The organism is Rouxiella aceris (genome assembly GCF_012933545.1).
In the GTDB taxonomy this organism is placed as follows: Bacteria; Pseudomonadota; Gammaproteobacteria; order Enterobacterales; family Enterobacteriaceae; genus Rouxiella; species Rouxiella aceris.
In genome coordinates this window covers 37,500-59,636 of the sequence record NZ_JAADJU010000008.1, presented here as the reverse complement: position 1 = coordinate 59,636, position 22,137 = coordinate 37,500, and the positions used below count along the sequence as shown (strand labels likewise).

At 49.4% G+C, this 22,137-nt stretch carries 20 protein-coding genes and 1 pseudogene; 10 read left to right on the top strand and 11 right to left on the bottom strand.

The annotated features are described in order from the left end of the window. The first annotated feature begins 153 nt into the window (after positions 1 to 153). Positions 154 to 1,413: a valine--pyruvate transaminase gene (locus GW590_RS15430; protein WP_169403953.1), complete on the top strand. Its 1,260-nt coding sequence runs from the start codon at positions 154 to 156 to the stop codon at positions 1,411 to 1,413. A 73-nt stretch (positions 1,414 to 1,486) separates the two neighbouring features. Here the strand turns inward: GW590_RS15430 and ibpB are convergent, their stop codons facing one another. Both ibpB and ibpA read right to left on the bottom strand, forming a co-directional pair. Beyond that, positions 1,487 to 1,936: a small heat shock chaperone IbpB gene (ibpB, locus tag GW590_RS15425; protein WP_169403952.1), complete on the bottom strand. Its 450-nt coding sequence runs from the start codon at positions 1,934 to 1,936 to the stop codon at positions 1,487 to 1,489. Between the two features lie 117 nt (positions 1,937 to 2,053). Continuing rightward, entirely contained in the window at positions 2,054 to 2,464 is a 411-nt protein-coding gene (ibpA, locus tag GW590_RS15420; protein ID WP_169403951.1) for a small heat shock chaperone IbpA, read from the bottom strand. A 428-nt stretch (positions 2,465 to 2,892) separates the two neighbouring features. Here ibpA and GW590_RS15415 point away from each other — a divergent pair, with 428 nt between their 5' ends. Continuing rightward, positions 2,893 to 3,237, top strand: a complete 345-nt coding sequence (locus GW590_RS15415; RefSeq protein ID WP_169403950.1) for a YceK/YidQ family lipoprotein — start codon at positions 2,893 to 2,895, stop codon at positions 3,235 to 3,237. 23 nt (positions 3,238 to 3,260) lie between these two features. On the opposite strand, the gene GW590_RS15410 is transcribed toward GW590_RS15415, so the two are convergent. The 6 genes from GW590_RS15410 to dnaA all read right to left on the bottom strand — a co-directional run bounded on the left by GW590_RS15410 (position 3,261) and on the right by dnaA (position 11,748). Beyond that, positions 3,261 to 4,538, bottom strand: coding sequence for a DUF3748 domain-containing protein (locus tag GW590_RS15410; protein ID WP_169403949.1), 1,278 nt, complete (start codon positions 4,536 to 4,538; stop codon positions 3,261 to 3,263). Between the two features lie 69 nt (positions 4,539 to 4,607). Continuing rightward, positions 4,608 to 5,423, bottom strand: coding sequence for a sugar-phosphatase (gene yidA / locus GW590_RS15405; RefSeq protein WP_169403948.1), 816 nt, complete (start codon positions 5,421 to 5,423; stop codon positions 4,608 to 4,610). A 161-nt stretch (positions 5,424 to 5,584) separates the two neighbouring features. Then, complete coding sequence (gyrB, locus tag GW590_RS15400) at positions 5,585 to 7,999, bottom strand: DNA topoisomerase (ATP-hydrolyzing) subunit B (RefSeq protein WP_169403947.1); 2,415 nt, start codon at positions 7,997 to 7,999, stop codon at positions 5,585 to 5,587. A 19-nt stretch (positions 8,000 to 8,018) separates the two neighbouring features. After that, the gene (gene recF / locus GW590_RS15395; protein ID WP_169403946.1) at positions 8,019 to 9,107 is read right to left on the bottom strand and encodes a DNA replication/repair protein RecF; all 1,089 of its coding nucleotides are present in this window, start codon (positions 9,105 to 9,107) and stop codon (positions 8,019 to 8,021) included. A gap of 141 nt (positions 9,108 to 9,248) precedes the next feature. After that, entirely contained in the window at positions 9,249 to 10,349 is a 1,101-nt protein-coding gene (dnaN, locus tag GW590_RS15390; RefSeq protein WP_169403945.1) for a DNA polymerase III subunit beta, read from the bottom strand. 4 nt (positions 10,350 to 10,353) lie between these two features. After that, positions 10,354 to 11,748, bottom strand: coding sequence for a chromosomal replication initiator protein DnaA (dnaA, locus tag GW590_RS15385; protein WP_169403944.1), 1,395 nt, complete (start codon positions 11,746 to 11,748; stop codon positions 10,354 to 10,356). 924 nt (positions 11,749 to 12,672) lie between these two features. On the opposite strand from dnaA, the gene rpmH reads away from it, so the two are divergent. The 6 genes from rpmH (at position 12,673) to GW590_RS15355 (ending at position 18,236) form a co-directional block, all read left to right on the top strand. Further along, complete coding sequence (gene rpmH, locus GW590_RS15380; protein WP_169403943.1) at positions 12,673 to 12,813, top strand: 50S ribosomal protein L34; 141 nt, start codon at positions 12,673 to 12,675, stop codon at positions 12,811 to 12,813. A gap of 18 nt (positions 12,814 to 12,831) precedes the next feature. Next, entirely contained in the window at positions 12,832 to 13,191 is a 360-nt protein-coding gene (gene rnpA / locus GW590_RS15375) for a ribonuclease P protein component (protein WP_169403942.1), read from the top strand. Next, positions 13,155 to 13,412 (top strand): membrane protein insertion efficiency factor YidD, encoded by a 258-nt coding sequence (yidD, locus tag GW590_RS15370; RefSeq protein WP_169403941.1) that lies wholly within the window; start codon positions 13,155 to 13,157, stop codon positions 13,410 to 13,412. Before rnpA ends, yidD begins: the two co-directional genes overlap by 37 nt. A 2-nt stretch (positions 13,413 to 13,414) precedes the next feature. After that, positions 13,415 to 15,052 carry a membrane protein insertase YidC gene (gene yidC, locus GW590_RS15365; protein ID WP_169403940.1) on the top strand — a complete coding sequence of 546 codons (1,638 nt, stop codon included), beginning with the start codon at positions 13,415 to 13,417 and terminating at the stop codon, positions 15,050 to 15,052. A gap of 135 nt (positions 15,053 to 15,187) precedes the next feature. Then, positions 15,188 to 16,552 (top strand): tRNA uridine-5-carboxymethylaminomethyl(34) synthesis GTPase MnmE, encoded by a 1,365-nt coding sequence (mnmE, locus tag GW590_RS15360; protein WP_169403939.1) that lies wholly within the window; start codon positions 15,188 to 15,190, stop codon positions 16,550 to 16,552. A gap of 1,039 nt (positions 16,553 to 17,591) precedes the next feature. After that, positions 17,592 to 18,236 (top strand): acyl-homoserine-lactone synthase, encoded by a 645-nt coding sequence (locus GW590_RS15355; RefSeq protein ID WP_169403938.1) that lies wholly within the window; start codon positions 17,592 to 17,594, stop codon positions 18,234 to 18,236. An 8-nt stretch (positions 18,237 to 18,244) separates the two neighbouring features. Here GW590_RS15355 and GW590_RS15350 read toward each other — a convergent pair whose 3' ends face one another. The 3 genes and pseudogenes from GW590_RS15350 to GW590_RS15340 form a co-directional block, all read right to left on the bottom strand. Then, positions 18,245 to 18,967, bottom strand: a complete 723-nt coding sequence (locus GW590_RS15350) for a helix-turn-helix transcriptional regulator (protein WP_169403937.1) — start codon at positions 18,965 to 18,967, stop codon at positions 18,245 to 18,247. 128 nt (positions 18,968 to 19,095) lie between these two features. After that, on the bottom strand, positions 19,096 to 19,401 hold the full coding sequence (locus tag GW590_RS15345; RefSeq protein WP_169403936.1) for a hypothetical protein: 306 nt from the start codon (positions 19,399 to 19,401) through the stop codon (positions 19,096 to 19,098). Positions 19,402 to 19,860: 459 nt separating this feature from the next. Beyond that, a pseudogene (locus GW590_RS15340) lies at positions 19,861 to 20,262 on the bottom strand (methyl-accepting chemotaxis protein); the annotation flags it as partial. A 384-nt stretch (positions 20,263 to 20,646) separates the two neighbouring features. Between GW590_RS15340 and GW590_RS15335 the strand changes: the two are divergent. Both GW590_RS15335 and GW590_RS15330 read left to right on the top strand, forming a co-directional pair. After that, positions 20,647 to 21,369: a 4'-phosphopantetheinyl transferase family protein gene (locus tag GW590_RS15335; protein ID WP_169403935.1), complete on the top strand. Its 723-nt coding sequence runs from the start codon at positions 20,647 to 20,649 to the stop codon at positions 21,367 to 21,369. 73 nt (positions 21,370 to 21,442) lie between these two features. Continuing rightward, complete coding sequence (locus GW590_RS15330) at positions 21,443 to 22,012, top strand: NADPH-dependent FMN reductase (protein WP_169403934.1); 570 nt, start codon at positions 21,443 to 21,445, stop codon at positions 22,010 to 22,012. The last annotated feature ends 125 nt before the right edge of the window (positions 22,013 to 22,137 follow it).

The window sequence follows — 22,137 nt, the reverse complement described above, 5'->3', positions numbered from 1 at the left end:
TGCCTTCCGTATCGCGGACAGGCGCAGTGCCATGGCGGGCTGTCCCCCTCCGCTCCCCGCATGAAAATTTCCGCGAATATCTTCAGCCGATTGCACTGCTCCCGCGCAGGCGTTATGGTGGGCGTCACATTTTGATAACACTAAAAGCTAGCTATGACGTTTTCTGTTTTCGGCGAAAAATTTACCCGTTTTTCCGGCATTACCCGTTTGATGGCCGATATGAACGAAGGTCTGCGCACCCCTGGAGCCATTATGCTTGGCGGCGGCAATCCCGCCCACATCCCGGAGATGCAGGACTACTTTCAGACCCTGCTGGGCGATATGCTTGCCGAAGGCAAACTCGCCGATGCCTTGTGTAATTATGATGGCCCCCAGGGCAAAGATGTGTTGCGCCATGCCCTGGCCAAAATGTTGAGTGAAGAGCAGGGCTGGGAGCTCAGCGCCGAGAATATTGCGCTGACCAACGGTAGCCAAAGCGCCTTCTTCTATCTGTTTAATCTGTTTGCCGGGCGACGTCGCGACGGTTCGCTGCGCAAGGTGCTGTTTCCTTTGGCTCCGGAATACCTCGGTTATGCCGATGCCGGGGTCGATGAAAATCTGTTTGTCTCGGCCAAGCCCAATATCGAGCTGTTACCTGAAGGGCAGTTTAAGTATCACGTCGATTTTGAGCATCTGAACATCGGCAAGGATATTGGCCTGATTTGCGTCTCACGCCCCACGAATCCCACCGGCAATGTGCTGACCGATGACGAGCTGATCCGTCTTGATGCCCTGGCTCAGCAGCATGATATCCCGCTGTTGATTGATAACGCCTACGGTGTGCCTTTTCCCGGCATTGTCTTTACCGAGGCCACGCCGCTGTGGAATCCCAATATTATTCTCTGTATGAGCCTGTCAAAACTGGGCTTGCCGGGATCGCGCTGTGGCATCGTAGTCGCCGATGAGAAAACCATTAAAGCCATCAGCAATATGAACGGCATTATCAGCCTGTCGCCTGGCAGCGTAGGACCGGCAATGGCCAATGAAATGATTGCCCGCGGTGATTTGCTGCGCTTGTCAGAACAGGTGATCAAGCCGTTCTATTACCAGCGTGTGCAGCAAACCCTTGCCACCCTGCGTCGTTATCTGCCGCCGGAGCGTTGCCTGATCCATAAACCGGAAGGGGCGATTTTCCTCTGGCTATGGTTTAAAAATCTGCCGATCAGCACCGAGGTGCTCTATCAACGGCTGAAAAAACGCGGTGTGCTGATGGTGCCGGGCGACTATTTTTTCCCCGGGCTTGAGCATCCGTGGCCGCATACTCATCAATGTATGCGTATGAACTATGTGCCTGAGGCCGATCAAATCGAGCGCGGCGTGGCCATTCTTGCCGAAGAGGTAGAACGCGCGCACCAGGAGCATAGCAACAGCTAATGCCCAGGCGTGACAGACAAAAAACCGCAAACCTGGGGAGGCTTGCGGTTTTTTCAGTCAATAGCAGCAACAATTACAGCGAAGAATTCTCCAGCGCCGGTTTTTCAGCGGCCGTGCTATCGGTGCCAATGGCAATACGCTGCGGCTGTAGCGCCGGTGGCACATCGCGGATCAGGCTGATATGCAGCAGGCCGTTAATAAACTCGGCGGAGGAAACCTGCATATGTTCGGCGAGGGTAAAGCTCAGGGTAAAGGCTTTGCACACCAGTCCCTGATGCAGATATTCCACCTTTTCTGGCGGTGGGGTCGGAGTACCGCTAACGGTCAGTCTCGGCCCCTCAACTTCAATATTCAGTTCGCTTTGCTGGAAACCCGCCAGGGCCAAAGAGATGCGATAGTGATTATCGTCTGATTTCTCAATATTATAGGGAGGAAATCCCTGCTCACTACCCTGTAATGAACTGGCTAATTTATCAAACCCAATCCATTGACGCAGCAATGGGGAAATATCATGGTTACGCATATTAACTCCTTCTTTGAAGCGAGATGATTAACTATTAATGACATTCTGCAGTGGTATAGACGCGCCGCAGCACAGCCCCCTTACGGCGGGCTAAACAGATATCTAATATTAAAAAAATTAAATTATTTCGATACGCCGCGGTTTGGAGGATTCCGGCACCACGCGTTGTAAATCAATATAAAGCAGGCCATTCGCCAGATTGGCGGATTTAATTTGGATATGTTCGGCCAACTGGAATTTGCGCTCAAAATTCCGCTCGGCGATCCCCTGATATAAATAGGTACGCTCAGCGGGTGGGTTGATATGTGCGCCTTTAATCAGCAAAATATTGTCCTGGGCGGTGATCTCTAATTCGGATTCGGCAAATCCCGCAACGGCAATAGCGATGCGATAGTGATTTTCATCAACCAATTCAACATTATAGGGAGGATAGCCGCCCCCTTGATTTTGGCCAGATTCAATCAAATTAAATAGACGATCGAAACCAATGGCGGAACGGTAAAGCGGGGAAAGATCGAAATTACGCATCTAAACTGCCTCCTAATATTGCAGCGAGGAATAAACTGACCTTCCATTTGGACAGGCCGCTAACACCAAATACCCTGACGGCGTATTCTTTTGTGGCGTCGTATGATAAAAATGGCGCTGAAATGTGAGATTTCAAGTTATCGAGAGAAATTTTTTTGAAATAAACTAAGATAACCTGACCAGAAAGGCTATCCCGCCGCTGCGCTGTTTACGATAATGGTAAGATGTAACTATTAGCAGCAACGGTTAATCGTCAGTGCGCGGAGAAGGTGAGTAAAGGGATAAATGCGACCGCCACCACATTGCTGCCAATGCCTGGTGTAAATTTTTGGCTGACTGCTATAACTCAGGGTCTGAACCTGGTTAACAGGATTTGATGACCCCCCTCAGCCCGACAGCAAGAGATGAGTGTAGAGATGAGTGTAAAGATGACAAAATTTTCATTGTTACCTATCGCCACAGGATGCATTTTTATGGCCAGCGGCTGTTCCAGCGTCATGAGTCATACCGGCGATTATCAAGGGTTATATCCCGGCTCAAAATCTGACGTCAATATGATTGCCAGCGATGAAACCAGCTGGGCAATGACCCCTCTGCTAATCCTCGATCTGCCGTTTAGCGCCGCGCTGGATACCTTGTTGTTGCCTTATGATTATTATAAAAAAGGCAGCGTAGGTACCCTGGATCGCATCAAGGCCAGCGAAGACCATAATATGGCCATCAGTCATGGCGTGGATATCAACCATGTTCCGCCCGTGCCTGCTGCCAACTGAGCCGCGCCTGGCGGCAGCACTACTTATACCGGGGTGACAAAAAGTTGGGCAAACCCGGCTATCTCTCGCATAAAGGCCACCCAGCAACCATCCGGTGAGAAAACCACGGCATCGCCACTGGGAGCTTGTTCGCTGCGTGGTGTAAGTCGCCGCATCTCGCCGCTGGCCACGTCCAGCAACATCACCGAGTTATCACACACCAGCGCCAGCATGTCGCCCTGCGGATGCCAGTTGAATGCCGATTGAATATCCGTAGCAGCATGGCTTATTGGCCACGGCTCGCCGCCGGTCGGAGATATGCCCCACACTTGCACAATACCGTTATCATCTTTCATCAGAAAAGCGATAGTGCTGCCGTCTGGCGAGGTGCGTAGCCAATGACGCGGTTGCAACACCACCCCCGGAAAACGTCGGTGCGCGGTGTAGGTCAGCCGACGTTGCACCACGCCTGCCGGTGGCGCAGGTAAACGCGTTTCACTCCCTTGCAAGGGAGCAGCCCCCGCACTGGCATAGTCTTTATCATTCTCGGGCAGATCGACCACAAACACTTCCGGCAGCTTTTCGCCCTGTGCCGACAAGGTATCGCCAATAAAGGCTAAAGCCCAACGCTGTCGCCTGCCATCGGCGTGCAGATAGCCTTGCTGCCCAATCCACCCCTCTTCATAGGCGCGGTTGATATCATCACTGCCGGCCTGCGGCGTGGCAGTGGTCTGGCTGACCAGCACGCAAAAGTGGCTACCGTCGTACTCGCGAGGATGGGCCTTGCTGATATAAATCGGATGACCGGCCAGCGCCACCCCGACGTTGCGCAGATCCTCGGCACTATGCCACTCATACATTAGATGATCGTTATAGGTAAAGCTCAGGCGGCTGCTGTCTGGGCTGAATACGTGAACGTGCGAGCCGCCACGCAGTGCGCCCGGGGTAAAAGGTGGCGTAATATCAAAAGCATCGAGGGTTACTGGTGTGGCGGATTTGTGCGGCGCCAGGATCACGCCACGGCGATGGTGAAAATCATATCGCCAGTGATTATCCGGATGCTCCGGGCCATGAATAAACACATAACGCGGCGGCGTTTCTGCGCTAACGGTAACCACGCCGACGTGCGCACCGTCGCCCGCCCGATACAGGGTTTCGACCTCACCGCTGGCAATATTGATACGTTCAATGGTCAATCCGCTAAAATCACTGCCTTTTGGACGGACATCGTAGGCCAGCCACTGACTGTCTGCCGTCCAGACATTGATATTGGTCAGTTGATGACCCCGTGCATCGAAGGTTAACTGTTGTTCGCTCGCCACGTTCTGTTCCTTTTATCCTCTGTTACCTGTCGCCGTCACACGGGGTATATGGCGGGAAAACAGGCTGTCTCAGCGATTAAGCACAAACTTTTCCACCGCATAGGCGACACCGTCTTCACGGTTGCTTTTGGTGACAAACTGGCTGATGGCTTTGACGCTATCAATGGCATTGCCCATGGCTACACCCAGCCCGGCATATTCCAGCATGGCGATGTCGTTTTCCTGATCGCCGAGGGTCATCACATTTTCGCGGGCAATACCCAGTTTTTCTGCCAGAACTTTCACCCCTTCGCCCTTATTGACGCGTTTATCAAGAATTTCCAGATAATAAGGCGCGCTTTTCATAATGGTGTAACGGGATCTGATCTCGTCGGGAATTTGGCTGACTGCCTGGTCGAGGCGTTCCGGCTTGTCGACCATCATCACTTTCGGGAAAGTCAGCGCAGGATCCATTTGTTGCGGGGTACGAAAACGCAGCGGAATGCCGGTCAGATAGGCTTCGTGGATACTGTAAGGGCTGATATCCGCATTGGCGGTATAGAGATCGCTCTGTGTCAGGGCATGGAAACCGACACCCAGCTGGCGAGACAGCGCCTCAAAGTAGAGATAATCGGCAAATGTCAGGGTAACTTCGGCGAAACAGCGGCCATCGTTGGCATGTTGTACCAACGCGCCATTATTGGTAATGCAATAGCAATCCTGCTGCTGCAAATCCAGCTCTTCGAGATAACGCTTAACGCCAATAAAGGGTCTGCCGGTAGCCAGCACCACCTGCACACCCAGCTTTCTGGCGGCGGCCAATGCCTGTTTTACAGCAGGGGTCACTTCATGCTGCGGATTGAGCAACGTGCCATCCATATCTATTGCGATCAATTCAATTGCCATAGCGTCCTCAGAGTTAATGTAATTTTGCCAATGCTATCGCGTTTACAGTGCGCAAAGCCAGACAGAATCATCGCCCGCTGTCGGGAAGACATTTTTTGGACAAAAAAAACCGAGGCAGTTTCCGGCCTCGGTTTTTTAACTTGCCACTGCAACAACCCTTATCAGATATCGATATTGGCGGCTTTCAGGGCATTTTCTTCGATAAAGGCGCGACGAGGTTCCACCGCATCCCCCATCAGGGTTGTAAACAGCTGGTCAGCGGCGATGGCATCCTTGATGGTCACGCGCAGCATGCGACGCTGATCCGGATCCATGGTGGTTTCCCACAGCTGATCCGGGTTCATTTCGCCCAATCCTTTATAACGCTGGATCGACAGGCCACGGCGCGACTCTTTCACCAGCCACTCCAACGCTTGTTCGAAGCTGCTGATCGGCTGGCGACGTTCGCCACGTTCGATAAAGGCATCTTCTTCGATCAGGCCGCGAAGTTTCTCGCCAAGGGCGCAGATCTTGCGATATTCGCCACCGTGAACAAATTCGAAATCGAGATCGTAGTCGGTATCGACGCCATGGGTACGAATACGCAGCACCGGTTCAAAAATCTGACGTTCACGGTTTTCACGCACAATCGCACTGTAGTTGCTGCCATGCTGCTCTTTTTCGTTAAGCAGCTGCACCAGTTGCTCAATCCATTGCTGAACTTTGCCCTGATCGGTGAGGTCGGCTTCACCCAGCGTTGGCTGATACAGCAGGTTGTTGAGCAGTGCACGTGGATAGCGACGCTCCATACGACCGATCATTTTCTGCACGGTGTAATGTTCGGCAACCAGTCTTTCTAATGGCTCACCGGCCAGAGCAGGTGCGCTGGCATTGGTGTGCAGCGTTGCGCCGTCCATTGCAATGGAGATTTGGTACTGATCCATCGCTTCGTCATCTTTAATGTACTGTTCCTGCTTGCCTTTTTTCACCTTATACAACGGTGGCTGAGCAATAAAGATATGACCACGCTCAACAATTTCCGGCATCTGGCGATAGAAGAAGGTCAGCAGCAGGGTACGGATATGCGAACCATCGACGTCGGCATCGGTCATGATGATGATGCTGTGATAGCGCAGTTTGTCCGGGTTGTATTCGTCACGGCCAATGCCGCAACCCAGCGCGGTGATCAGCGTGGCGACTTCCTGCGAAGAGAGCATTTTATCAAAACGCGCTTTCTCTACGTTCAGGATCTTGCCTTTCAGCGGCAAAATAGCCTGATTCTTGCGGTTACGGCCTTGCTTGGCAGAGCCGCCCGCGGAGTCCCCTTCCACCAGGTAAAGTTCAGAGTGGGCCGGGTCGCGTTCCTGACAGTCTGCCAGTTTGCCCGGCAAACCGGCCAAATCCAGCGCGCCTTTACGGCGGGTCATTTCGCGGGCTTTACGCGCAGCTTCACGGGCACGGGCAGCATCGATGATTTTGCCGACGACGATTTTCGCATCGCTCGGGTTCTCCATCAGATAATCCACCAGCTTCTCGTTCATCAGGCTTTCAACCGCTGTTTTCACTTCGGAAGAGACCAGTTTGTCTTTCGTCTGTGACGAGAATTTAGGGTCCGGCACTTTAACAGAAACCACGGCAATCAGACCTTCGCGGGCATCATCACCCGTAGCGCTGATTTTTGATTTCTTGCTGTAGCCTTCTTTATCCATATAGGCGTTCAGGGTACGGGTCATTGCCGAGCGGAAGCCCGCCAGGTGAGTACCGCCGTCACGCTGTGGAATGTTGTTGGTAAAACAGTAAATGTTTTCCTGGAAACCGTCATTCCATTGCAGGGCAACTTCCACACCGATATCGTCTTTCATGGTAGAGAAATAGAAGACGGTAGGGTGAATAGGGTTTTTGTTTTTGTTCAGATATTCCACAAAGGCTTTGATACCGCCTTCGTAATGGAAATGATCTTTTTTGTCGTCACGCTTATCGTGCAGGCGGATCGCCACGCCGGAGTTCAGGAACGACAATTCACGCAGGCGCTTGGCCAGGATGTCGTACTGAAATTCGGTGTGGTTGGTAAAGGTCTGGAAGCTTGGCCAGAAGCGCACGGTGGTCCCGGTTAATTCGGTCTCACCCACCACTTTCAGCGGGTTTTGCGCTACACCGTGGACATAGGTTTGCTCATGAACACGACCTTCACGGCGGATCACCAGTTCCAGTTTTTCGGATAAGGCATTAACTACCGACACACCCACGCCATGCAGGCCGCCGGACACTTTGTATGAGTTATCGTCAAATTTACCGCCGGCATGAAGAACCGTCATGATGACTTCTGCGGCAGAGATGCCTTCTTCTTCATGAATACCGGTAGGAATACCACGACCATCATCCTGAACGGACACGGAGTTATCCGCATGGATCGTGACTAAAATCTCTTTACAGTGGCCAGCGAGGGCTTCGTCAATAGCGTTGTCCACAACCTCGAATACCATGTGGTGCAGACCCGTGCCGTCATCGGTATCGCCGATATACATGCCGGGGCGCTTACGCACCGCATCCAGCCCTTTTAATACCTTGATACTTGAGGAGTCATAAGTATTCGACATCAACGTTTCTCGCTCATTTTTAGTCCTGTGATAGAACGGCTATTTTACCTTGTTCCACGCGGAACATCTTGCCCTTTTCACCCACCATATCGGTTACTTGCCGAACGCTGAGTGCGCTGACAAAAACCTGTGCCTCGGTGGCTTTCAGGCGATCGGCTAATAACCGGCGTTTACCGGTATCCAGCTCGGAGGCAAAATCGTCAAGAAGATACAGGCAACGCCGCCCGCTCTGTCGGGTGAGAAACTCACCCTGCGCTAACCGTAGCGCGCACATCAGCAATTTTAACTGCCCACGAGAAAGCAAATCCTCCACCGGCGTGCCGTCGGCACGGATGCGAAAATCGGCTTTATGTGGGCCTGATGCGGTATAGGTCAAGGCTCTGTCGCGCTCAAACTGACGCTCCAGCAGTTCGCCATAGTCGCTTTCTTTGTCCCAGCCACGCTGAAACGAAAAGCTCAGGGCAAACTCGGGCAAAAATTGCGCACAGGTCGCGCTGATATCAGCGGCGATCGCCCGGCTATATTCTGCCCGCCATTCGCTGATGCGCTCGGCCAGGGGGATCAATTCCTGATCCCAGGCACGAATTTGCGCATAGCGACTTACCTGACGCAGCGCGGCGTTGCGCTGCTTGAGTAACCGACGCAGGTTACTCCAGGCAAGGAAGAAACCGGGGTCGTGATGAAAACAACCCCAGTCGAGAAATGCACGGCGGTATTTGGGTCCACCGTTAAGCAGCGTGAATCCTTCCGGGGTGATCAGCTGCATGGGTAACATCTGCGCCAGTTCCGACACTTTATGGCCGTCGCTGCCATCAATCCTTACCTTGCTGTCACCCTGACGGCTTTTGCTTAACCCGACGCTTAATTGCCGATCGCCGCCCGCGTCAATACGACCATGCAGCACAAATTCCGGTTGCTCGTGGCGGATCACTCTTGCTGCCAGCAAACTGCGAAAGGCGCGCCCATGCCCAAGCGTATAAACCGCTTCGAGGACACTGGTTTTACCGCTGCCGTTGGGACCCACCAGGAAATTGAATCCGGGCGACGGGTCTAAATCCGCCGCCTCGATATTGCGGAAATCTTTAATCAGTAATCGGGTTAATGCCATCTATATATACAATTCCAGGGCGTCAGCGTCGCAGCCAGTTTGCGTGCGGACAGCGCGCAGTAAGCGGAGCATACTCCAGTACCTGAGCAATACCAGCACTGCCCAATCGCAAAATGGCAAGTAAGCCAGCCCGTCCAGAAATTACAATCTCATTGGCATAACAACATAGGCCGCGGCCTGGCTTTTGCCATCTTCGATCTGCACACTGGAAACGGAGTCGGTGAGCAGCAGACGCACCTCTTCACATTTCAGCGCATTAAGCACATCGAGCACGTAGCTGACGTTAAAGCCAATTTCCATCTCGGTACCGTCATAATCAACGTCGAGGATCTCTTCGGCTTCTTCCTGTTCGGGATTGTTGGCAGTAATCTTCAGCTGATTGTGGCTGACATACAAGCGTACACCGCGAAACTTCTCGTTGGAAAGAATGGCAGCACGGGCAAACGCCTGCTTGAGCAAGTCACAGCCTGCCTGTAGCGTTTTATCGGGATTTTTCGGCAACACGCGGCGATAGTCAGGGAAACGGCCATCAACCAGCTTGGAGGTAAAAATAAAATCGCCGACATGTGCGCGGATATTATTGCTGCCAATCTGCAAACGCAGCGGCGTATCGCCACCGTCGAGCAGACGTACCAGCTCCATGACCCCTTTACGCGGCACGATCACCGAATGGGAAGGCAAGGATTGGCCAATTGGCATTGAACAGACCGCCAGGCGGTGTCCGTCGGTGGCCACGGTACGCAGCTCTTCCCCTTCGGTTTCAAACAACATGCCGTTGAGGTAATAGCGAACGTCCTGATGCGCCATGGAAAACTGGGTGGCTTCAATCAGGCGCTTTAAGGTCGCCTGCGGCAAGGTAAACTCCACCTCGCTCTGCCAGTCGTCAAGATTGGGAAAGTCGCTGGCCGGCAGCGTCGACAGAGAGAAACGGCTGCGTCCGGAGCGGACCAGCATGCGGTCGCTCTCCAGCGTTACCGTGATCTCGGCGCCTTCGGGCAATCCCCGGCAAATATCAAAGAATTTACGCGCCGGGACCGTAGTGGCACCGACGTCATGAGGCTGAGAGAGGGCGACTTTGGCGACCATCTCCATTTCAAGATCCGTCCCGGTCAGCAACAACGCGCCTTCTGTCACCTGCAACAACAGGTTACCCAGAATCGGCAGTGTTGGTCGTCCACCCAGCGGGCTACTGACCTGTTGCAGCGGTTTCAGCAAATGCTCACGTTCAACGATAAATTTCATAGCGCTAGGAGGATAGTGTCCTGATTAAGTTAGAGAAATCTTCTTTGATGTCATGACTTTCTTCACGCAGTTGCTCGATTTTTCGGCAGGCGTGCAACACCGTGGTATGGTCACGACCACCGAACGCATCGCCGATTTCTGGCAGGCTGTGGTTGGTGAGCTCTTTGGCCAACGCCATCGCCATCTGGCGCGGACGCGCAACCGATCGGGAACGGCGTTTCGAGAGCAGGTCGGCAACCTTAATCTTATAATACTCAGCAACTGTTTTCTGAATATTATCAATAGTGACCAGCTTTTCCTGCAGTGCCAGCAGATCGCGCAGCGCTTCACGTACAAAGTCGATAGTAATGGCGCGACCGGTAAAATTGGCATTGGCAATAACGCGGTTCAGTGCCCCTTCAAGCTCACGCACATTAGAGCGCAAACGCTTGGCAATAAAGAAGGCCACTTCACCCGGCAGACGGATATCGTTCTCGTCGGCCTTTTTCATCAGAATCGCCACGCGGGTTTCCAGCTCTGGCGGTTCAATGGCTACGGTCAATCCCCAGCCAAAACGCGATTTCAGACGATCTTCAACGCCGTTGATCTCTTTGGGATAGCGATCAGAGGTCAAGATGATCTGCTGATTGCCTTCAAGCAGGGCGTTAAACGTATGGAAAAACTCTTCCTGGGATCGTTCTTTATTGGCAAAGAATTGGATGTCATCGATCAGCAGGGCATCCACCGAGCGGTAGTAACGTTTGAATTCTTCAATGGCGTTGTTTTGCAGGGCTTTTACCATATCCTGCACAAAACGCTCGGAATGCATATAGACCACTTTGGCATTGGCTTTGCGCGCCATGATCCCATTACCGACGGCATGCAGCAAGTGGGTTTTACCCAGCCCGGTACCGCCGTATAAAAACAATGGGTTATAGGCACCACCAGGATTGTCTGCCACCTGACGTGCCGCAGCACGCGCCAATTGGTTGGACTTACCTTCCACAAAATTATCGAAAGTATGTTTCGGATTGACGTTAGAACGATAAGAGAGTTCAGGCTGGGCCGGCGAGCTATCCCAACTGGGACGGGAAGGCGCCTGGCGCGGCATGGTACGTGCGGCGACCGGTGAACTCACGGCAGCAGCGACGGTTTCATTAACGCGTTGAACCAGAGGTTTGCTACCCACCTCAAAGCGTAACAAAGGCGCATCCGTGCCACAAAAATCGTTCAACAGTCCGTTAATGTTGTTTAAGTATTTGTCGCGCACCCAATCAAGGACAAACCGATTTGGGGCATACAGCGCCAAGGTATTGTCACTCAATTCCGCCTGCAAAGGGCGTATCCACATACTGAATTCTGTGGCAGGTAACTCATCCTGCAATCTGGCAAGACACTGCTGCCAAAGCGAAAGTGACACGGCGGACTCCACTCGAACAAGACCAAAAAAGAAAAAGGATCAGGATATTTTTTAAATCATGATTTTAGGCACACGCCTCGCTCATACACCGACGACTGAGCCACGGGATTGCACCGTAGTGTCAGCAATAAATGTGAGGAGTAGTCTTTCGTCACCCTGTCAGTGATCAAAAGCAACGTGTGAACCGATTTTTACGGTTTTTTGTCGGCGACTTTACCCTTAATCATTCAAGGCGCAGTCAAACAACCGCAACCTGATGTATGGCGGGCATCGCTTTGTTTAAAAAATCTACAGCCGATCGTCATTCAGGGAAGGATCGCGATCGGAATGGCGGATCATAACGCAAACAGCGCCAGAGATCCTCCCCTTCATCACAGAATAGATCCTTTTTATCCACAGGCCAGATTCTGTGAGTGGGTAAGCTTAGCCGATCGCGCTCAAATTAGCAGCGACACGCGGCGATTGCCCGCATAAATAGGATTCCACTGAACAGCGATCGCCGGGTATAAAAGAAGATCTTGAGAAGAATGTTCAAGGATCGAGCGGCGATCCTTGCGATTTGGAGCAGAGTCCGTATAATCTTCAGCCCTACGTGTGATGCCCGTGTTCCTGATGGTCATCGTTAACCACGGGAATATCCGGTAAACATTTAGGCATCTTTTTAGCAATGTATACCCCAGGATTTCGAGATGCAGAGCGCAGACGCCGCCCGCTCTCCAGGTGCTTGCCTCGGTAAGTGGCCAGGGTGAAAAGGCAGTAAATGCATCTGTTACTGGAAAGATGAAGGTTATAAATTGACTCGGGACTGTACAATTATTACAATCCCGCTTCTTTATATATTGCGATAAAGGCATCGGCTGCTTCAGCGCCGAAGGCCAACGCGTTTACTGATCAGTTATAATTTAAGTTTAGGTAGAAATCGCCATGAAACGCACTTTCCAACCGTCCGTACTGAAGCGCAACCGTAGTCACGGTTTCCGTGCTCGTATGGCCACCAAAAATGGTCGTCAGGTTCTGGCCCGCCGTCGTGCGAAAGGCCGTTCTCGTCTGTCTGTTTCTAAGTAATAAAAGCTAACCTGTTTAGTGGTTAAGCTCGCTTTTCCCAGGGAGTTACGTTTGTTAACTCCCCGTCATTTCACTTTCGTCTTCCAGCAGCCACAACGGGCCGGCACGCCTCAAATCACCATCCTTGGCCGCCTGAACGAGCTGGGGCATCCCCGCATCGGTCTTACCGTCGCCAAAAAACATGTCAAACGCGCTCATGAACGTAATCGGATCAAACGCCTAACCCGCGAAAGCTTCCGCTTAAATCAGCATACGCTGCCGTCTATGGATTTTGTTGTGTTGGTAAAAAAAGGGGTTGCCGAGCTTGATAACCGTGCGTTAACAGAAGCGTTGGAGAAATTATGGCGTCGACATTGCCGCCAGGCTCCCGCATCCTGATAGCCTTGATACGTGGTTATCAATTGCTAATCAGTCCAATGCTTGGGCATCATTGTCGTTTTCACCCGAGTTGCTCTCAATACGGTATTGAAGCAGTTGGGCGCTTTGGCATGATAAAAGGCAGTTGGTTGACATTGAAACGCGTATTAAAATGCCATCCTTTGAACCCAGGTGGTGATGACCCCGTACCGCCGAAAACCGACAATAACAGAGAACACTAACGATGGATTCGCAACGCAATCTTTTCCTCATCGCTCTGCTGTTCGTGTCTTTCATGATCTGGCAGACCTGGCAAACGGACCACGCTCCGCAACCAGCCAACCAGACCACGCAACAGACTGCGAACACAGCCACCGGTGATGCTGCTAACCAGGCTGTTCCTGGAAGCGGACAGGGCAAACTGATCACCGTCAATACTGACGTCCTCTCATTATCCATCAACACCCGTGGTGGCGATATTGAGCAGGCGCTGTTGACGCAATACCCGGTAGCACTGAACTCTACGGCACCATTCCAGCTGCTCGAAACTACCCCTTCTTTCGTTTATCAGGCACAAAGTGGCCTGACAGGCAAAAATGGCCCAGACAACCCGGCTAACGGCGAACGTCCTCTGTTCACCACCAGCCAGGACACCTTTACCTTGGGTGAAGGCCAGACTGAATTGCGCATCCCAATGACCTACACGGCTCAGAACGGCGCAATCTTTACCAAAACCTTTGTGATCAAACGCGGCTCATACGCGGTGAACGTTGAATACAACATCAACAACACCACGCCAGCACCGTTGGATCTCACGCTGTTTGGTCAGTTAAAGCAGACCATCGACCTGCCTAAACACCGTGAAACTGGCAGCAGCAACAACTTTGCCATGCATACCTATCGCGGTGCGGCTTATTCGTCCAGCAGTGACAAATATCAGAAATACGCCTTCGATAAGAGCGAAAATCTGAATGTCACTACCCAGGGCGGCTGGATTGCCATGTTGCAGCAGTACTTTGCAACGGCCTGGATCCCTTCAGCGAAAGATAACAATACCTTCTATACCAACACCACCAACGGTATTGCCTCTATCGGCTTTAAAGGGGCGCCATTTAACGTAGCGCCTGGTGCTCAGCAACAAGTTGCCTCGACATTGTGGCTCGGTCCGGAAATCCAGGACCAAATGGCCGCCATTGCGCCGCATCTTGACCTGACCGTGGATTACGGCTGGTTGTGGTTTATTTCTCAGCCGCTGTTCAAACTGCTGAAATTTATCCACAACTTTATTGGTAACTGGGGCTTCTCCATTATCATCATCACCTTTATTGTCCGCGGTATCATGTACCCACTGACCCGTGCGCAATATACGTCGATGGCGAAAATGCGTATGCTGCAGCCAAAACTGGCCGCCATGCGTGAACGCATTGGCGATGACAAACAGCGTATGAGTCAGGAAATGATGGCGCTGTACAAGTCAGAGAAGGTCAACCCGTTGGGTGGCTGTCTGCCGCTGGTTATCCAGATGCCTATCTTCCTGGCGCTGTATTACATGCTGTCTGGCTCCATTGAACTGCGTCATGCGCCGTTCGCGTTGTGGATCCATGACCTGTCATCACAAGATCCGTACTACATTCTGCCGGTGCTGATGGGTATCACGATGTTCTTCATTCAGAAGATGTCGCCAACTACCGTCACCGACCCAATGCAGCAGAAGATCATGACCTTTATGCCAGTGATCTTCACCGTGTTCTTCCTGTGGTTCCCGTCTGGTCTGGTGGTGTATTACATCGTCAGCAACCTGGTGACCATTATCCAGCAGCAGCTGATTTATCGCGGCCTGGAAAAACGTGGCTTGCATAGCCGCGACAAGAAGAAAGCGTAAAAGAGAGATCTTTACCCGTTAGCTTTCTGGCGGCCGGGACATTGGCCAATAGCAAGATAAAGGGATAAACGTGCATAATAGAGAAGGCGGTCTTATGACCGCCTTCTTTTTTTAGCCAAAAAACCAGAGAACGCTATGAATACGTCAGACACTATCGTTGCTCAAGCTACGCCGCCAGGCCGCGGTGGCGTCGGTATTGTGCGCATATCGGGTCGTGCCGCCAGCCTGATCGCTCAGGCGGTCCTCGGCAAGCTGCCCAAGCCACGCTATGCCGATTATTTGCCTTTTCGCGATACCGACGGCAGTACGCTGGACCAGGGCATTGCCCTGTGGTTCCCCGGCCCCAACTCCTTTACCGGAGAAGACGTCCTCGAGCTACAGGGACACGGCGGCCCGGTGATCCTTGATCTGCTGATTAAACGCATTCTGGCGCTGCCTGACGTGCGTATCGCGCGGCCAGGGGAGTTCTCCGAACGTGCCTTTCTCAATGACAAGCTGGATTTGGCCCAGGCCGAAGCCATTGCCGATCTGATTGACGCCAGCTCCGAGCAGGCGGCACGTTCTGCAGTCAATTCATTGCAGGGTGCTTTCTCCTCACGTATCCATCAACTGGTGGAAGCACTTACTAACCTGCGGATTTACGTGGAAGCGGCGATTGATTTTCCGGATGAGGAAATCGACTTCCTTTCAGACGGTAAAATCGAAGCTCAACTTAATGCGGTGATCGGCGACCTTAATGCAGTACGCACCGAGGCTCGTCAAGGCAGTTTGCTGCGCGAAGGGATGAAAGTGGTGATTGCCGGACGGCCAAATGCCGGCAAATCCAGCTTGCTCAATGCGCTGGCAGGCAGAGAAGCCGCCATTGTTACCGCGATTGCCGGTACCACCCGCGACGTACTGCGTGAACATATTCATCTCGACGGCATGCCACTGCATATTATCGACACCGCCGGGCTACGCGAAGCAAGCGACGAAGTTGAACGTATTGGTATCGAACGTGCCTGGCATGAGATTGAACAGGCAGATACCGTACTGTTTATGGTTGATGGCACCACCACCGACGCCACTGAACCTGCCGCTATCTGGCCAGAATTTATGGCCCGTCTGCCTGCCACACTACCCATCGTTGTGGTACGGAATAAAGCAGATATCACCGGTGAGGCAATGGGTAAAACAGAAGTGAATGGTCACTCACTTATTAGGCTTTCAGCCAGAACCGGTGAAGGCATCGATCTGCTGCGCGACCATTTAAAGCAAAGTATGGGCTTTACACAAAATATGGAAGGCGGCTTTTTGGCACGACGCCGTCATTTGCAGGCACTGGAACAGGCCGCACAGCATCTGCTGCAGGGTAAAGAGCAATTATTGGGTGCCTGGGCCGGAGAATTGCTGGCAGAAGAGCTGCGTCTCTCTCAGCAATGCCTGAGTGAAATCACCGGCGAGTTCAGCTCTGATGACTTGCTGGGCCGTATTTTTTCGAGTTTCTGTATTGGCAAATAAGTCACCTCGCGCAGACCTTCGCTTGGCTCCGTTAATCCCATATCACTCATTGTGTTATGGGATTTTTGTTTCTCTTGCCATCTGTTTGTTAAGCGGCGGCGATCTTTATGGCACTTACTGCATCGACGGTGATTGTTAAGCATTGGCAAGATCGCATGCTATCTTTTCAGGACATAAGCTCACCCCCTATCACAGGGAGTATTACGCAGCCAGTGTCTTTCTCTGAGCATTAACGAGCATCTCGAATGGGGCCGCCTGCAATGACAAAAGCCCTCAGAGAGGGCTTCAGACGGCTGACAAAGTCCGTTATTAGGGAGAGTGCACCGTTGGGGTCGTAGCGGGCTTGCCCGCCAGAGCGCCCCTAGGTGTGCTATGCCCGGGTATCTCGATCATCACGACGACTTTGTCATCAAACTCAAGCCCTCCAGAGAGGGCTTAAAGGCGATGTTTGCCAGACATCATCACAACTGGCTTAGTTTTACAGGGTGTAATAATAACCTCAAGGCGTTAACTGCCAGCGATCTTGGTAAGCAGCAAAAAAATCTACCCATAAGGGATTATTTCCCATATTATAAAAATATATTAGCTTATATTTTAATTCTATTAAGTAGTGATTCATTCATATTATAAATATAAAACAAAGAACCCATACAAATAAAAAATACTCGCTTTTAAATTTAAATGTAACTTGACTCTTAAACCCTAACGAGACGATAATTCAAGTTGAGAACGATTTTCCCTGGTGTTGGCCGATAATTGGCACCCTGACTTCAACCGATAAATTGAAGTCAGGTTTTTTTTTGCCCTAAGTATCGTTGGGAATAATCTAAGCGATTTTGTGTGATATTGATAGCTATACTAAAGCACAGCCTGGTGCTATACTTTTATCTGCAAGCAGTCTTTTATTAAAATAAAACAAAGCATTTTTTCAAAATAACCAGTCATCTATTATATCTTTTAATATTTATCAATATTAAAAGTTTGGAAAGGCTACGTTTTATTTTTTAAATTAAATCATTAATGGATTAATGAGGGTGAAATGATTGACATAATTGATGTTAAATATGAGCAGTTATCTAAAGAAAAATCGGACGAACTTTTTGGTCTTAGAAAAATGGTTTTCAAGGATCGACTAAACTGGGCGGTGACTTGTATCAACGATATTGAATTCGATGAGTATGATAATAATCATACAACTTATTTATTTGGGATACATAATAATACTGTTATTTGTAGTCTTCGCCTTATTGAAATGCAATACCCTAATATGATCGAAAATACTTTTAGCTCTTTTTTTAATGATGCAAATATCCCGAAGGGAAAGTATATTGAATCAAGTCGATTTTTTGTTGACAAAACCAGAGCCAAAGAATTTAACTTCACTCGCTACCCAATTAGTGCAATGCTATTTCTTGCTGCATTAAATTATTCAAAAAAAAATGGCTATGATGGAATTTTGACCCTTGTAAGCCAGTCAATGCTAAAAATAATGGCGCGAACAGGATGGCAACTATCTATTGTGGGAGAGGGGGTCTCAGAAAAGAATGAAAACGTATATATATTAAAGTTACCTAATGATAATGAAAATCAAAAAATACTAATCGATAATATCAATCAACGAATTAATTTTACAAAAGAAAAACTGACTGAATGGCCACTTTCTTTTAACGTTGCTAAAAATTAAATTTTTATTTAACAATTATCAAGGGGGCGAATAAGCTGTAATTCAGTGCCTAATCTTATAGCCTGTTTAGCATTAAGAACCCCCAGTTTTTTGACTACATTACCCATATGAAACTTTACTGTACTCTGGGTAATCCCCAAAATAATGGCAATTTCATGGTAGCTTTTTCCCATGCTGGCCCAGTAAAATATTTCATTTTCTCTTTGAGACAAAAGTCCCTTCTCCTTAAGAGTAGAATTATGTTCAATCTCACCATACAGCGAGATAAGCATGTCATGGATAGTCATGAGGATCATCTGTATTTTATCTTTATTATCAACAATGATTTTTAAAATCCCACCATCCTCAATGCTATCAACAAGAATACTTAAGGTGGCCAAATTATGATTATTATCATGCAGAATAAAAGTATAACCACCTATAATATTGTATTTTCTACCAATGCTTATTACTTTGGTTAACTTTAAACTGGCCTTGCTCATAATTTCTTCATTCCAGAAAAATGGCAACACATTGCGCAATGAAGTAATCATTACAGGATCGATGTATTGATAGTCATTTTGTATATAGATATCAATCCATTCATCTGGATAATTTGATAACGCGAAAAAATCACTAGGATTTTTCTTGTTCATAACCGCATAGGTATAACTTATTTTTCCATAACTTAACAAGTCTTTCTCTAACGAGTTTTTAACCACGTTATTTATTAAATCATTATTAAAATACATTCCTCACCTCCAAGATAAGTTACAGCACAAAGTAAAGATAGCTATCCGCTTATATCTATTTAATAAATATAATAACTTATGTAATTCTGTCTCACTGCGTTGATAAAAACACCTTACTAAACATATTTTCATCTCATCTTGTCAAAAAACCGCCCAATATTTCGCTTTACCAGCTCCGTAAATCCATTGATCATATGCGGCCAGGCCACGGCAGAAAGGCCGGCAACGATAACTACCTTAAACACAGAGGCGTTATCCATTGCGCCATAGACCCAAATGATAATCCCTACAATGACAACACGTAATAAATCACCGATCATCTTGCGAAAGGTTATCTGCTCAACAGACAAAAAAATATTCGAAACTGCACCAGCCGCCAATATAAAAATGACTAACCAAAGATCGGGGTTCCCATACTCAATCACTGTGCTCATAGCACCCTTCCTGACAGCTTATCACGCTATGCTCAACCGAATAAAACTTTACTATTAATTAAGCTCAACACCTGATGCCAAATCATCATTATGAATGTATTGATAATGAAACATCAATAATATACATACTATGTATATGGCCCCTTACTAAAGAAGATTTAAGTTATGTGGATTATCAGTTGTATTATATTTATTAGAATAATGGCACACCTAAAAACTATACCTTTAGCTAGGGCGAGACTATACCTTAGTCGTTATTTTTTACCATAGTAACTTAGTTAAATTGATAATTTCCTGACTTGTCCGATAATCATTTAATTATTTATAATTAAATAATACGCATTGCAAGCTTATACCTCTCTTCACACCTCGCTGACAGACTGAATTTGCTATTTTTTAAACAAAAAAAAAGCCCGACCATCAAGGTCGGGCTAAGCGTAACCACCACACACGTCTTAATCAGATTTTAAATCCTGCTACCATACCTTTCAGCTGCACGCTTTGGTCCTGCATAGCCTGGGCCGCAGCAGAGAACTGTTCGACCAACGCAGCGTTTTGCTGAGTGGTATTATCCAGTTAGTAATAACAATGTTGACCAGCTCGATGCCCAGGCTTTGCTGCTGGCTGGAGGACATGATTTCACTCATCAGCGTGGCCACATTATTTACGCCCAACATCAGCTCATCCATGGTTGATCCGGCGGTTTCTTCCAGCTGCGAACCCATGGAAATATCCGCCACTGAGTCCTCTATCAGCTTTTTAATTTCTGGTGCTGAAGTTGCAGAACGTTGAGCCAGGCTACACACCTCAGAAGTCACAACCGCACTGTTCTCCCGTCCTTGCCGCTTCAACCGCCGCGTTAGTGCCGGAACAATAAAGAACAAGCTGATCAAACTGATAAATCGAGACTGCGTTGTTTTAAGCATTCTCGGCACTCACGCTAAAAACAGCGAGATAGCTGTTCTTATAATAACGGCATTTTCTTATGCTTCTTTACATGAGATAAGTAGATTTATCTGCTCGATAAGTTATTTATAAGATTCATAAGAAGATCGTACTATTATAAGACTTGTTTAAAAAAGCTTAGATTGTGATTTTGCAGACTTTTTTTAAATAACCGCCTTCCTCCTGTCTGTCTCGTCGCTCAAAAGCTGAAGCTTTACTGATTTTTTAATAATTTCTCTTAATGTTATCCTTAATTCATTCATACAAACTATGTATTGACCATTAATCATGGAGTGAACAATGGCGTGTCATTTTGCCCGATGGGTTGTAACGGATACCGAGCCGGATACTCACCGTTTACCTGCAGAAGTTTTATTATCCGCAAATAGCCTCTCCCCCAAGCAGCGCAGACGCTTTCTTCACGGCCGCGTGCTGCTGGCAGAACTGATGTTTTATCTCTACGGGATGACGCAACTGCCGCAAATTATCGCGTTGCCCAGCGGACGCCCAAGTTTTGCCAGTAGCGGATTACCTGACTTCAGCCTGGCCTATGCAGGCAGCACCATCGGAGTCCTGTTGAGCAGTGAAGGGAAAGTCGGACTGGATCTGGAGATCCTCCATGTGCACAGTGCCCTCAGTCAACCCCAGCAGTCAGCGCTTTCCACCGTCGAACAAACCTGGATAGCCATGCAATCCGATCCCGAAGAGTCGGCTGCGCAGTTGGAATGCATTCGTCAAAGCGTACTTAAACTCTCGGGTCAGAGTGATATTACTGGCGACACATTAAGCCTGCACCCGTCATCCGGTCGACTCCGCTCAAGTATTGCGCCAGAGGTGCAGGTAATGAGTGATATTGAAAGTCCGCTGATTTGGGCCTGCGCGCACAGTCCGGTTATCGTGCGGCTAATCTGCTGGCATTATCAGCCTTCCCAGGGATTTGTACGGGCGCAGACATTTTCTGCGCAGCAACAGGTTGATTCGCTACACTTTATGAAGTTCACCAGTTTACCGCCGGCAAAATAGCGTTCAATGTAGCTACAAACTGGCCGTTATCAGTTGTCAAAAATCAGCTTTCTATAATCAAACAGGAGCGTCGATGTCAACTCAACCACTGAAGTTTGTGACTCTACTCGGTAGCTTGCGCAAGGGATCTTATAACGCCATGATCGCGCGTACCCTGCCTAAACTGGCTCCCGAAGGGATAACCATCGAAGCCTTGCCCTCCATTGGCGATATTCCATTGTATGATGCCGATGTTCAGCAAGAATCCGGCTTTCCGGCAAGTATCGAAAAAATTGCCGAACAAATCCGTCAGGCAGACGGCGTTATTATAGTGACACCGGAATATAACTACTCGGTGCCTGGCGGACTGAAAAATGCCATTGACTGGCTTTCTCGCCTGGCCGATCAGCCATTGGCGGGTAAACCTGTGCTGATCCAAACCAGCTCAATGGGCGCTATTGGTGGTGCCCGTTGCCAGTATCATCTGCGTCAGATTTTGGTATTTCTCGATGCCATGGTCATGAATAAACCGGAGTTTATGGGCGGAGTGATCCAAAGCAAGGTGGATAGTCAGCTGGGGGAAGTGATTGAACAAGCCACCCTCGATCATCTGGCCGGGCAGCTCAGCGCATTTTCAGACTATACGCGCCGAGTGAAAAAATAATTGTCATCCTGCCAAAAAAAGCCCGCATAACGCAGGCTCAGACTGCTGACAAAGTCCATTATTAGGGAGAGTGCACCGTTGGGGTCGTAGCGGGCTTGCCCGCCGGAGCACCCCTAGGTGTGCTA